Source organism: Huaxiibacter chinensis (assembly GCF_022171985.1).
Taxonomy (GTDB): domain Bacteria; phylum Pseudomonadota; class Gammaproteobacteria; order Enterobacterales; family Enterobacteriaceae; genus Enterobacter; species Enterobacter chinensis_A.
Genome location: NZ_JAJVHF010000016.1, coordinates 48847 through 61390, shown reverse-complemented (window position 1 = coordinate 61390; position 12544 = coordinate 48847). Strand labels below are relative to the sequence as shown.

Annotated in this window: 11 protein-coding genes; all 11 read left to right on the top strand. The window is 54.1% G+C overall.

All coding sequences use genetic code 11. From position 1 onward, the window contains the following. Positions 1-51: 51 nt before the first annotated feature. The 11 genes from rho (at position 52) to wecG (ending at position 12400) form a co-directional block, all read left to right on the top strand. Positions 52-1311 (top strand): transcription termination factor Rho, encoded by a 1260-nt coding sequence (rho, locus tag LZP96_RS21640; protein ID WP_064327923.1) that lies wholly within the window; start codon positions 52-54, stop codon positions 1309-1311. A 241-nt stretch (positions 1312-1552) separates the two neighbouring features. Continuing rightward, positions 1553-2656, top strand: a complete 1104-nt coding sequence (wecA, locus tag LZP96_RS21635; protein ID WP_064327922.1) for a UDP-N-acetylglucosamine--undecaprenyl-phosphate N-acetylglucosaminephosphotransferase — start codon at positions 1553-1555, stop codon at positions 2654-2656. A gap of 13 nt (positions 2657-2669) precedes the next feature. Continuing rightward, positions 2670-3716 (top strand): ECA polysaccharide chain length modulation protein, encoded by a 1047-nt coding sequence (wzzE, locus tag LZP96_RS21630; protein WP_064327921.1) that lies wholly within the window; start codon positions 2670-2672, stop codon positions 3714-3716. 58 nt (positions 3717-3774) lie between these two features. Further along, on the top strand, positions 3775-4905 hold the full coding sequence (gene wecB / locus LZP96_RS21625) for a non-hydrolyzing UDP-N-acetylglucosamine 2-epimerase (RefSeq protein WP_064327920.1): 1131 nt from the start codon (positions 3775-3777) through the stop codon (positions 4903-4905). Continuing rightward, positions 4902-6164 carry a UDP-N-acetyl-D-mannosamine dehydrogenase gene (wecC, locus tag LZP96_RS21620; RefSeq protein WP_064327919.1) on the top strand — a complete coding sequence of 421 codons (1263 nt, stop codon included), beginning with the start codon at positions 4902-4904 and terminating at the stop codon, positions 6162-6164. Before wecB ends, wecC begins: the two co-directional genes overlap by 4 nt. A 5-nt stretch (positions 6165-6169) precedes the next feature. After that, positions 6170-6838 carry a dTDP-4-amino-4,6-dideoxy-D-galactose acyltransferase gene (gene rffC / locus LZP96_RS21615; RefSeq protein ID WP_374230163.1) on the top strand — a complete coding sequence of 223 codons (669 nt, stop codon included), beginning with the start codon at positions 6170-6172 and terminating at the stop codon, positions 6836-6838. A gap of 4 nt (positions 6839-6842) precedes the next feature. Continuing rightward, positions 6843-7973, top strand: coding sequence for a dTDP-4-amino-4,6-dideoxygalactose transaminase (gene rffA, locus LZP96_RS21610; RefSeq protein WP_064327917.1), 1131 nt, complete (start codon positions 6843-6845; stop codon positions 7971-7973). Between the two features lies 1 nt (position 7974). Then, positions 7975-9225 carry a lipid III flippase WzxE gene (gene wzxE, locus LZP96_RS21605; protein WP_258926355.1) on the top strand — a complete coding sequence of 417 codons (1251 nt, stop codon included), beginning with the start codon at positions 7975-7977 and terminating at the stop codon, positions 9223-9225. After that, entirely contained in the window at positions 9222-10301 is a 1080-nt protein-coding gene (locus tag LZP96_RS21600) for a TDP-N-acetylfucosamine:lipid II N-acetylfucosaminyltransferase (RefSeq protein WP_064327915.1), read from the top strand. Before wzxE ends, LZP96_RS21600 begins: the two co-directional genes overlap by 4 nt. After that, positions 10298-11647: an ECA oligosaccharide polymerase gene (wzyE, locus tag LZP96_RS21595; RefSeq protein WP_064327914.1), complete on the top strand. Its 1350-nt coding sequence runs from the start codon at positions 10298-10300 to the stop codon at positions 11645-11647. The genes LZP96_RS21600 and wzyE overlap by 4 nt, the downstream gene beginning before the upstream one ends. Positions 11648-11659: 12 nt before the next feature. Further along, entirely contained in the window at positions 11660-12400 is a 741-nt protein-coding gene (wecG, locus tag LZP96_RS21590) for a lipopolysaccharide N-acetylmannosaminouronosyltransferase (RefSeq protein ID WP_064327913.1), read from the top strand. Positions 12401-12544: the final 144 nt, after the last annotated feature.

Below are 12544 nucleotides of genomic sequence, written 5' to 3'. Positions count from 1 at the left end.
ATTCACAAATTAAGTTCGAGATTTACCCCGAGTTTAAGAACCCACACCATTATGAATCTTACCGAATTAAAGAATACGCCGGTTTCTGAGCTGATTACTCTCGGCGAAAACATGGGCCTTGAAAACCAGGCTCGTATGCGCAAGCAGGACATTATTTTTGCCATCCTGAAGCAGCACGCAAAGAGTGGCGAAGATATCTTTGGCGACGGCGTCCTGGAGATATTGCAAGACGGATTTGGTTTCCTCCGTTCTGCAGACAGCTCCTACCTCGCCGGTCCTGATGACATCTACGTATCCCCTAGCCAAATCCGCCGTTTCAACCTCCGCACTGGTGACACCATTTCAGGTAAGATTCGTCCTCCTAAAGAGGGTGAACGCTACTTTGCGCTGCTGAAAGTTAACGAAGTTAACTACGATAAGCCGGAAAACTCGCGCAATAAGATCCTGTTCGAAAACTTAACGCCGCTGCACGCGAACTCCCGCCTGCGCATGGAGCGTGGTAACGGTTCTACCGAAGACCTCACCGCTCGCGTTCTGGATCTGGCCTCCCCAATTGGTCGTGGTCAACGTGGTCTGATTGTGGCACCGCCTAAAGCGGGTAAAACCATGCTGCTGCAGAACATTGCGCAGAGCATTGCCTATAACCACCCTGACTGCGTGTTGATGGTGTTGCTGATTGACGAACGTCCTGAAGAAGTGACCGAGATGCAGCGTCTGGTCAAAGGTGAAGTGGTTGCTTCTACCTTTGATGAACCCGCCTCTCGCCACGTTCAGGTGGCTGAAATGGTTATCGAGAAAGCCAAGCGCCTGGTTGAGCACAAGAAAGACGTTATCATCCTGCTCGACTCCATTACCCGTCTGGCGCGTGCGTACAACACCGTGGTTCCGGCCTCTGGTAAAGTACTGACCGGTGGTGTGGATGCGAACGCCTTGCATCGTCCAAAACGTTTCTTCGGCGCGGCACGTAATGTGGAAGAGGGCGGCAGCCTGACTATCATCGCGACCGCGCTGGTGGATACCGGCTCTAAAATGGATGAAGTTATCTACGAAGAGTTTAAAGGCACCGGTAACATGGAGCTTCATCTGGCGCGTAAAATTGCTGAGAAGCGTGTCTTCCCGGCAATCGATTACAACCGTTCCGGTACGCGTAAAGAAGAGCTGCTCACCACCCAGGAAGAGCTGCAAAAAATGTGGATTCTGCGTAAGATCATTCACCCAATGGGCGAAATCGACGCAATGGAGTTCCTCATTAACAAGCTGGCGATGACCAAAACGAACGATGAATTCTTCGACATGATGAAACGCTCGTAATACAAATAAACCCAGCAAACGCCACGTTTTTACGTGGCGTTTTTTATTTTTGGATCATACCCTTTAGTCATAGACTCCCATTTTTGGCCAGTCGGTGCGACAATGTGAACGTTTGCACAGTCAGTCCATTAATTGATTGAAAAACATGCAAAGGGAGTTGTATCAGGGCTGCTTTATTCCTTCATGAGCAGTACCTTGATGGTTATACTTCCGGGACTAACATTTGTTGAGAGCATCCATTGTGAATCTACTCACTGCGGTTACTGAATTAATCAGTATTTTTTTATTCACTACTTGTTTTTTATTCATTGCGCGTAAAGTGGCAAAAAGAGTCGGGTTAGTGGACAAGCCTAACTTTCGTAAACGCCATCAGGGATTGATCCCGCTGGTCGGGGGCATCTCCGTTTACGCAGGTATCTGTTTCACCTTTGGCATTGCGGATTATTACATTCCTCATGCTGCACTTTACCTCGCCTGTGCGGGTGTACTGGTGCTGGTGGGGGCTCTCGACGATCGCTTTGATATCAGTGTGAAATTCCGTGCGGCGGTTCAGGCGGCCATCGGCATTATTATGATGGTGGTCGGTAAACTGTATCTGAGTAGCCTGGGTTATATTTTTGGTACCTGGGAAATGGTGCTTGGCCCCTTCGGCTTCTTCCTGACGCTCTTTGCCGTCTGGGCTGCGATCAATGCCTTTAACATGGTCGATGGGATAGATGGCCTGCTGGGCGGCCTTTCCTCGGTCTCCTTCGGCGCGATTGGCATCATTTTATGGTTCGATGGTCAGTACAGCCTCTCAATGTGGTGCTTCGCTATGATTGCCGCCATCCTGCCTTATATCTTCCTGAACCTCGGTGTTTTAGGCCGTCGCTATAAGGTCTTTATGGGCGATGCCGGCAGCACGCTGATCGGCTTTACGGTAATCTGGATCCTGCTCGAAACCACCCAGGGTAAAACTCACCCAATCAGCCCGGTGACGGCGCTGTGGATTATTGCGATCCCGCTTATGGATATGGTGGCGATTATGTATCGCCGTCTGCGCAAAGGGATGAGTCCTTTCTCTCCTGACCGCCAGCATATTCATCATCTGATCATGCGCGCAGGCTTTACTTCCCGTCAGGCATTCGTCCTCATCACCCTTGCCGCCGCTCTGCTCGCTGGCATCGGTGTGGCTGCAGAATATTCTCATTTAGTTCCTGAATGGGTCATGTTGGTATTATTCTTGCTAGCATTCTTCCTGTATGGCTACTGCATTAAACGCGCATGGAAAGTCGCGCGCTTTATCAAACGAATCAAACGCAGGATGCGTAGGAACAGTGGTAAAAATCCAACATTAACTAAATAAAACCGGGAATGTGATGACTCAACCGTTGGCGGGAGCGAAATCAGTGGTAACTGAGAATGAGCTGGATATTCGTGGTTTGTTTCGAGTGTTATGGGCGGGCAAACTTTGGATTGCGGGGATCGCGCTGGGGTTTGCGCTTTTAGCGCTGGCGTATACTTTTTTTGCAAAACAAGAGTGGAGCGCGACAGCAATAACGGACCGGCCAACGGTGAATATGCTCGGCGGTTTTTACTCGCAGCAGCAGTTCCTGCGTAACCTCGACATTAAGGCCAACCTGGCGTCTACCGATCAGCCCTCTGTAATGGACGAATCTTACAAAGAGTTCATTATGCAGCTGGCCTCCTGGGATACGCGTCGTGATTTTTGGCTCCAGACCGATTATTACAAGCAACGCATGGTCGGCAACAGCAAAGCGGATGCGGCTCTGCTGGACGATATGATTAACAATATCCAGTTTATGCCCGGTGATGCGCTGCGTAACGTCAACGACAGTATCAAGCTGATAGCCGAAACCGCGCCCGACGCGAACAATCTGTTGCGTCAGTATGTGGCTTTTGCCAGCCAGCGCGCTGCGAGTCATCAGAATGACGAGTTAAAAGGGGCCTGGGCTGCACGCACCATTCAGATGAAGGCGCAGGTCAAACGGCAGGAAGAGGTGGCGAAGGCGATCTTCTCCCGTCGCGTACATAACATTGAGCAGGCGCTGAAAATCGCTGAGCAGCGCAACATTTCTCGCAGTGAAACGGATGTCCCGGCAGACGAGCTGCCTGATTCTGAAATGTTCCTGCTGGGCCGCCCAATGCTGCAGGCGCGTCTGGAAAACCTGCAGGCCGTTGGCCCTGACTTTGACATTGATTATGACCAGAACCGGGCGATGCTTAACACGCTTAACGTCGGTCCAACGCTGGATCCACGTTTTCAGACCTATCGTTATTTGCGAACGCCTGAAGAACCTGTAAAACGCGATAGTCCACGTCGCGCATTCCTGATGATTATGTGGGGGATCGTGGGTGCACTGATTGGCGCAGGTGTCGCGTTAACGCGTCGTCGTACACACTAAAAGAACGCCGTCTACGGTGAAGGCTGCGGCCTTCACCGTCTAATCGAAGAGAATCGATGTGAAAGTACTTACCGTCTTTGGCACAAGGCCGGAAGCCATCAAGATGGCGCCTCTGGTTCATGCGCTGGCAAATGACCCTGACTTTGAAGCAAAAGTTTGCGTCACCGCGCAGCATCGGGAGATGCTTGATCAGGTCTTAACTCTCTTTTCCATTGTCCCGGATTACGATCTTAATATTATGAAGCCGGGACAAGGGCTGACCGAAATTACCTGCCGTATTCTGGAAGGGCTAAAGCCTATTCTGGAGTCCTTTAAGCCAGACGTGGTGTTGGTTCATGGTGATACCACAACGACCATTGCGACAAGTCTGGCCTCGTTCTATCAGCGTATTCCCGTCGGGCACGTTGAAGCGGGCTTACGCACGGGCGATCTTTACTCCCCCTGGCCGGAAGAGGCCAACCGTACGTTGACCGGGCATCTGGCGATGTACCACTTCGCCCCTACCGAGAACTCACGTCAAAACTTACTGCGTGAAAATATCGCCGATAACAAAATATTCGTCACGGGCAATACGGTGATTGACGCGCTGATCTGGGTGCGCGATCGCGTGATAAGCAGTGATACGCTGCGCGCAGATCTGGAGGCGCGCTACCCGTTCCTCGCCCGTGATAAGAAATTGATTCTGGTAACGGGCCACCGCCGCGAAAGCTTTGGTCGCGGCTTTGAGCAAATCTGCCATGCCCTCGCAGAGATCGCAGCACAAAACAAAGATGTGCAGATTGTCTATCCGGTTCATTTAAATCCAAACGTCAGCGAGCCGGTTAACCGCATTTTGGGCCACGTCGACAATGTGGTTCTCATTGAGCCGCAGGATTATTTGCCTTTTGTCTGGTTGATGAATCATGCCTGGTTAATCCTGACCGACTCCGGCGGCATCCAGGAAGAGGCACCTTCATTAGGTAAGCCCGTACTGGTGATGCGTGAAACCACCGAGCGTCCCGAGGCCGTTAAAGCGGGGACGGTACGCCTGGTCGGTACGGATACACGCCGTATCGTTGAGGAAGTCACCCGCCTGCTTCACGACGAAAATGAATATGAGGCCATGAGCCGAGCCCATAATCCATATGGTGATGGACAGGCTTGCAGCCGTATTTTGCATGCACTTAAACACAATCGGGTATCGCTATGAGTTTTACGACTATCTCCGTCATTGGCCTTGGATATATTGGACTACCAACCGCAGCAGCCTTTGCCTCACGTCATAAGCAGGTCGTGGGTGTGGATATCAACCAGCATGCGGTTGAAACCATTAATCGTGGTGAGATTCATATCGTTGAGCCCGATCTCGACAAGATTGTCAAAGCGGCCGTTGAAGGGGGCTACCTCAAGGCCAGCACCGTGCCCGTTGCCGCCGATGCGTACCTGATTGCCGTACCGACGCCTTTCAAAGGCGAACACGAGCCCGATATGGTGTACGTGGAAGCGGCGGCAAAATCCATCGCCCCGGTGTTAAAGAAAGGGGCGCTGGTGATCCTCGAATCCACTTCGCCTGTCGGCGCAACCGAGCAGATGGCGCAATGGCTGGCAGACGCCCGCCCGGATCTGACCTTCCCGCAGCAGGCCGGTGAACAGGCCGATATTAATATTGCCTACTGTCCGGAACGCGTATTGCCTGGGCAGGTGATGGTTGAGCTCATTAAAAACGATCGCGTGATTGGCGGTATGACGCCAGTGTGCTCCGCACGTGCCAGCGCGCTGTACAACATTTTCCTTGAAGGCGAATGTGTGGTGACGAACTCCCGCACCGCGGAGATGTGCAAACTCACTGAAAACAGCTTCCGCGACGTCAACATTGCTTTCGCCAATGAACTTTCGCTGATCTGTGCCGATCAGGGGATTAACGTCTGGGAACTGATTCGTCTGGCTAATCGCCACCCTCGCGTCAATATCCTGCAGCCGGGTCCGGGCGTGGGCGGTCACTGTATCGCCGTTGATCCGTGGTTTATCGTGGCGCAAAACCCTGACCAGGCAAAACTGATTCGTACCGCGCGTGAAGTGAACGACGGAAAACCACACTGGGTTATGAATCAGGTCAAGGCCACGGTGGCGGATTGCCTTGCTGAAAGCGGCAAACGCGCCAGCGAACTGAAAATTGCCTGCTTCGGTCTGGCCTTTAAACCCAACATTGATGATTTGCGTGAAAGCCCGGCCATGGGCATTGCCGAGATGATTGCCGCCTGGCACGCCGGTGAAACCCTGGTTGTGGAGCCGAATATCCATGCGTTACCGACGAAACTGGCCGGACACTGTCAGCTTGTTTCCGTCGATGACGCGCTGGCAACCGCGGATGTGCTAGTCCTGCTGGTCGATCACAATGACTTTAAAGCCATCCCGGGCGATGCGGTGCGTCAGCAATATGTTATCGATACCAAAGGCGTCTGGCGTTGAATCCCGTGCGGGGCTCACTTGAGCCGTTAGGCTGGGAAAGCGCGTTCTTTGCTCTCCCCTCAGCTATCGTTCGTTTTCATGACGACGCGCCTGAGCTGACGGAGGCAGATTTTACGTCGTGGCAGCGCGTGCAGGCTAAAATTCCGGCCGGACGGGCCGACTGGCTGGATGCCCTTCAGCAAGCGGGATTCCGTTGGGTGGAAGGCGAGATTGACCTGGTCATCAAAACAGGACAGCACGCGCCGACCGATGCAGGTCGCGCCACTGAAGATGAGATCCCCGCGTTGCGCCAGCTGGCCGCACGCGCGTTTGCGCACAGCCGGTTCCGCGCGCCCTGGTATGCGCCAGACGACAGCGGACGCTTCTATGCCCAGTGGATAGAAAACGCGGTAAAAGGGACGTTCGATCATGAATGTTTAGTCTTTCGCGCCCCGGATGGTCTGATTCAGGGCTTTGTTTCGCTCCGTCAACTGAACGACAGCGAGGCCCGCATTGGCCTTCTGGCGGGACGCGGGATGGGCGAAAAATTGATGCAGGCAGCGCTTCATTGGGCGCAGCATCGTCAGCTTACTACGTTGCGGGTGGCGACCCAGATGGGCAACACCGCCGCGCTTAAACGCTACATGGCGAGCGGCGCTCAGGTCGACGCAACCGCTTACTGGTTATACAGGTGACAAGATGATTCCATTTAACGCGCCTCCCGTTGTGGGAACCGAACTCGATTATATGCAGTCAGCGATGAGCAGCGGAAAGCTCTGCGGTGACGGGGGCTATACCCGTCGTTGTCAGCAATGGATGGAGCAGCGTTTTCAGAGCGCCAAAGTCCTGCTCACGCCGTCCTGTACTGCCTCGCTGGAAATGGCCGCACTGCTGCTGGATATTCAACCGGGTGATGAAGTCATCATGCCGAGCTACACCTTCGTTTCGACGGCCAACGCCTTCGTGCTGCGCGGCGCTAAAATTATCTTTGTCGATGTCCGTCCGGATACGATGAATATTGACGAAACGTTGATTGAAGCTGCTATCACCGGGAAAACTCGCGCGATTGTGCCTGTCCATTACGCGGGGGTTGCCTGCGAGATGGACACCATTATGGCGCTGGCGACAAAGCATAACCTCTTCGTGGTTGAAGACGCGGCTCAGGGCGTGATGTCCACCTACAAAGGCCGTGCGCTGGGCACTATCGGCCATATCGGCTGCTTTAGCTTCCATGAAACCAAAAACTACACCGCGGGCGGTGAAGGCGGCGCGACGTTAATCAACGATCGCGCGCTGATTGAACGCGCTGAAGTGATTCGGGAAAAAGGGACCAACCGGAGTCAGTTCTTCCGCGGGCAGGTGGACAAATACACCTGGCGCGACATTGGCTCAAGCTATTTAATGGCGGATTTGCAGGCGGCCTATCTGTGGGCACAGCTGGAAGCCGCAGAACGGATCAACCAGCAACGTCTCTCCCTGTGGCAAACCTATTACGATGCGCTTGCCCCGCTGGCGAGCCGTGGGCGGATTGAGCTTCCGACGATCCCCGCGGACTGTGTGCATAACGCACATATGTTTTACATCAAGCTTCGCGACAACGACGATCGCGGCGCGCTGATTAACTATCTGAAAGAAGCTGAAATCCTGGCGGTCTTCCACTACATCCCGCTGCACTCAAGCCCTGCTGGCGAAGCCTTTGGCGAATTTGTCGGGGAAGACCGTTACACCACTCAAGAGAGTGAGCGTTTGCTTCGCTTACCGCTCTTCTACAACCTTGCGCCAGTGAACCAACGCACCGTTATTAATACCCTTCTGAGTTATTTCGGCTGATATGTCTTTAGCAAAAGCCTCGGTGTGGACCGCTGCGTCCACACTCGTCAAGATCGGCGTGGGATTACTGGTGGTTAAACTTCTGGCGGTCTCCTTTGGTCCTGCCGGAGTAGGGCAGGCAGGGAACTTTCGCCAGCTGGTGACCGTGCTTGGCGTGCTGGCCGGGGCGGGGATCTTTAACGGCGTGACGAAATACGTCGCCCAGTATCACGACGATCCGGCGCAGCTACGCGTCGTGGTCGGTACCTCTTCCGCTATGGTGCTGGGATTCTCCACGCTGCTGGCTGTCGTCTTTTTGCTGGCGGCAGCGCCGATAAGCCAGGGGCTGTTTGGTCATACGCAGTACCAGGGGCTGGTGCGTCTGGTCGCGCTGGTGCAGATGGGTATCGCCTGGGCTAACTTGCTACTGGCGTTGATGAAAGGTTTCCGGGATGCCGTCGGGAACGCGCTGGCCCTGATTTTTGGCAGCCTGACAGGCGTGATTGCCTATTACTTTTGTTATCGCCTTGGGGGCTATGAAGGCGCGCTGCTTGGTCTGGCCCTGGTGCCCGCCCTGGTGGTGATCCCCGCGGCGTTTATGCTGATGTATCGGGGCACGATCCCCCTGGCCTGGTTAAAACCGCAGTGGGACAAAATGCTGGCGGGTCAGTTAGGGAAATTCACCCTGATGGCGCTGATCACCTCGGTGACCTTGCCCGTGGCTTACGTGATGATGCGAAACCTGCTGGCGGCCCATTACAGCTGGGAAGAGGTGGGTATCTGGCAGGGGGTGAGCAGTATTTCAGACGCCTACCTACAGTTTATAACGGCTTCCTTCAGCGTCTATTTACTGCCAACATTATCGCGTCTGACGACCCGGTCAGAGATCACCCGGGAAATTGTTCGCGCCCTGCGCTTTGTGCTTCCGGCCGTTGCCGTTGCCAGTTTTACCGTGTGGCTACTGCGCGATGTCGCCATCTGGCTGCTATTCTCCGCAAAATTTACCGCCATGCGCGATCTGTTTGCCTGGCAGTTGGTTGGCGATGTTCTGAAGGTGGGCGCTTACGTCTTCGGTTATCTGGTCATTGCGAAAGCATCACTTCGCCTGTACGTGCTGGCCGAAATCAGCCAGTTTGCCTTGCTGACGGCGTTTTCGCACTGGCTCATTCCGACTCATGGCGCACTGGGTGCGGCACAGGCCTATATGGCCACCTATATTGTTTATTTCGCTGCCTGTTGCGGCGTATTTTTACTTTGGCGTAGACGCGCATGACTGCACTGATCCACGTGCTGGGATCGAATATCCCGCATCATAATCAAACCGTTTTACGGTTCTTCAATGACGAGCTGGCCGCGACTAGCCCTCATGCGACAGAATTTATGGTCGCTTCCGAGGACAACGGGCTCAGTGAAGCCTGTCCGGCGCTGTCGCTGACGTTTTTCCCGGACAAAGCGGCCCTGGCAAAAGCGGTTATCGCGAAAGCGAAAGCGCATCGTGAACAGCGCTTTTTCTTCCACGGTCAGTTTAATACCGGCCTGTGGCTGGCGTTACTGAGCGGGGGAATTAAGCCCAGCCAGTTCAGCTGGCACATCTGGGGGGCGGATCTTTACGAAGTCTCCCGGGGCTGGAAGTTCCGCCTCTTTTATCCGGTGCGCCGTCTGGCGCAGGGGCGCGTGGGATGTGTTTTCGCTACGCGCGGCGATCTCAACTATTTTGCACAGCGCCACCCTGACGTGCGCGGTGAACTGCTCTATTTCCCGACGCGTATGGACCCTGCGCTAAACAGCCTGGCGAACGAGACGCATCGTGACGGTAAGCTCACCATTCTGGTCGGGAATTCCGGCGATCGCAGCAACGAACACGTGGCGGCGTTAAAAGCGGTTCATCAGCAGTTTGGCGACACGGTGAATGTGATTGTACCGATGGGGTATCCTGCAAATAACGAGGCCTATATTGCAGAGGTCCGTGATAGCGGACTGGCCTTATTCAGCCCGGAGAATTTGCAGATCCTCAGTGACAAACTGGCCTTCGATGACTATCTGGCTTTGTTGCGTAAATGCGATCTTGGTTACTTCATCTTTGCGCGTCAGCAGGGCATCGGCACCCTGTGTCTGCTTATTCAGGCGGGCATTCCCTGCGTGCTCAACCGGGAAAATCCGTTCTGGCAGGATATGGCGGAGCAGCATATTCCGGTTCTGTTGACGAGCGACGATCTCAACGTTGACGTGGTGCGTGAAGCGCAGCGCCAGCTGGCCTCGGTAGACAAAAATGCCATCGCATTTTTCCGTCCTAATTATCTCACGCCGTGGCATCAGGCGCTGCGGATTGCAGCAGGAGAGCAGGCATGACCCAGTTGCAATTTAGCGGCCTGTTGGTGATTTGGCTGATCGGCACGCTGTTTATCGCGACCCTGACCTGGTTCGAGTTCAAACGGGTGCGCTTTAACTTCAACGTTTTCTTCTCGCTGCTGTTCCTGCTGACGTTTTTCTTTGGTTTTCCCCTGACCAGCGTGCTGGTCTTCCGCTTCGACGTCGGCGTGGCACCGCCGGAAATCCTGATGCAGGCGCTGTTATCGGCGACCTGTTTCTATGCCGTCTACTATGTGACCTATAAAACCCGCTTAAGACCGAACAACCCTACGCCGCGACGGCCGCTGTTCACCATGAACCGGGTGGAAACGCACCTCACCTGGGTGATGTTAACGATCATCGCCCTGGTCAGCGTTGGCATTTTCTTTATGCATAACGGCTTCCTGCTCTTCAAGCTGCACTCCTACAGCCAGATTTTCTCTGCAGAAGTCTCAGGCGTCGCGCTTAAGCGATTCTTCTACTTCTTCATTCCTGCGATGCTGGTGGTCTATTTCCTGCGTCAGGACAGTAAGGCGTGGCTCTTTTTCCTGGTCAGTACGGTGGCGTTTGGGCTGTTGACCTACATGATCGTGGGCGGCACGCGGGCAAACATTATTATCGCTTTCGCCATCTTCCTGTTTATCGGCATTATTCGCGGCTGGATTTCGCTGTGGATGCTGGCTGCGGCAGGCGTGTTTGGTATCGTGGGCATGTTCTGGCTGGCGCTAAAGCGTTATGGGCTTGATGTCGCAGGCGACGAAGCTTTTTACACCTTCCTGTACCTGACACGCGACACTTTCTCGCCATGGGAAAATCTGGCGCTGCTTCTGCAAAATTACGACAAGATTGAGTTTCAGGGTCTTGCGCCCATCGTTCGCGATTTCTACGTCTTTATCCCGACCTGGCTGTGGCCAGACAGACCGGGCGTGGTGCTCAACACCGCAAACTATTTTACCTGGGAAGTGTTGAACAACCATTCAGGGCTGGCGATCTCCCCGACCTTAATCGGCTCGCTGGTGGTGATGGGCGGCGTATGGTTTATTCTGCCGGGCGCGCTGGCCGTGGGGCTGATTATCAAATGGTTCGACTGGCTGTATGTGCTGGGCAACGAAGAGAGCAATCGCTATAAGGCTGCGATTTTGCACAGTTTCTGTTTTGGTGCCATTTTCAATATGATCGTGCTAGCACGTGAAGGGCTGGATTCGTTTGTCTCACGCGTGGTGTTTTTCATGGTGGTATTTGGTCTCTGTCTGGTGCTGGCGAAGTTGCTGTACTGGCTATTCGATATCGCGGGGCTTATCCACACGCGCGAGCCACGGCCCGTCAGAACGCTTTCGCAAGTCTGAGTAAGGATAATAATGACTGACAATACCTCTGCGCCGGTGTATGCCCTGCGCGGGCTGCAACTTATTGGCTGGCGCGATATGCAACACGCGCTCGATTATCTGTGTGCCAACGGCAATATACGCGCCGGAACGCTGGTCGCCATCAACGCTGAAAAAATGCTGGCGGTTGAAGATAATGCGGAAGTGAAAAGCCTGATAGAAGCCGCCGAGTTCAAATATGCCGACGGCATCAGCGTTGTACGCTCTATCCGCAAGAAATTCCCCGAGGCGCAAGTTTCACGCGTGGCAGGGGCAGACCTGTGGGAAGCGCTGATGGCGCGCGCGGGGCAGGATGGCACCCCGGTCTTCCTGGTCGGCGGTAAACCGGACGTGCTGGCGCAAACCGAACAAAAACTTCGTGCGCAGTGGAATGTGAACATTGTGGGAAGCCAGGACGGTTATTTCCGGCCAGAGAACCAACAGACGCTGTTTGAACGTATCCGTGACAGCGGCGCGAAAATGGTCACCGTCGCAATGGGCTCGCCTCGACAGGAGATCCTGATGCGCGATTGTCGTCAGGTCTATCCGGATGCGCTCTATATGGGCGTAGGCGGCACTTATGATGTCTTTACAGGCCACGTCAAGCGGGCCCCAAAAGTGTGGCAAAATCTGGGCCTGGAGTGGCTCTATCGCCTCTTGTCGCAGCCGACCCGCATCAAACGCCAGATTAAACTCCTGCGCTACCTCTCCTGGCACTACACCGGCAGAATGTAATCAAAAAGGGCGCGCGATCTTCTCTTCGCGCTCCCCCTCCCCGATAAAATTGCTGTCTTAATGCGCAATACATTCATTTTTTTTATGCTTTGTTTGCCATTTCGTCGAATTTAAGAAACCATTCTCTCCCATCTATCAGTACCC

What these genes read in the sequence shown, in the direction of transcription:
- rho (WP_064327923.1), top strand. Translation starts at nt 52, where the DNA reads ATGAATCTTACCGAATTAAAGAATACGCCGGTTTCTGAGCTGATTACT.
- wzzE (WP_064327921.1), top strand. Translation starts at nt 2,670, where the DNA reads ATGACTCAACCGTTGGCGGGAGCGAAATCAGTGGTAACTGAGAATGAG.
- wecC (WP_064327919.1), top strand. Translation starts at nt 4,902, where the DNA reads ATGAGTTTTACGACTATCTCCGTCATTGGCCTTGGATATATTGGACTA.
- rffA (WP_064327917.1), top strand. Translation starts at nt 6,843, where the DNA reads ATGATTCCATTTAACGCGCCTCCCGTTGTGGGAACCGAACTCGATTAT.
- wzxE (WP_258926355.1), top strand. Translation starts at nt 7,975, where the DNA reads ATGTCTTTAGCAAAAGCCTCGGTGTGGACCGCTGCGTCCACACTCGTC.
- LZP96_RS21600 (WP_064327915.1), top strand. Translation starts at nt 9,222, where the DNA reads ATGACTGCACTGATCCACGTGCTGGGATCGAATATCCCGCATCATAAT.
- wzyE (WP_064327914.1), top strand. Translation starts at nt 10,298, where the DNA reads ATGACCCAGTTGCAATTTAGCGGCCTGTTGGTGATTTGGCTGATCGGC.
- wecG (WP_064327913.1), top strand. Translation starts at nt 11,660, where the DNA reads ATGACTGACAATACCTCTGCGCCGGTGTATGCCCTGCGCGGGCTGCAA.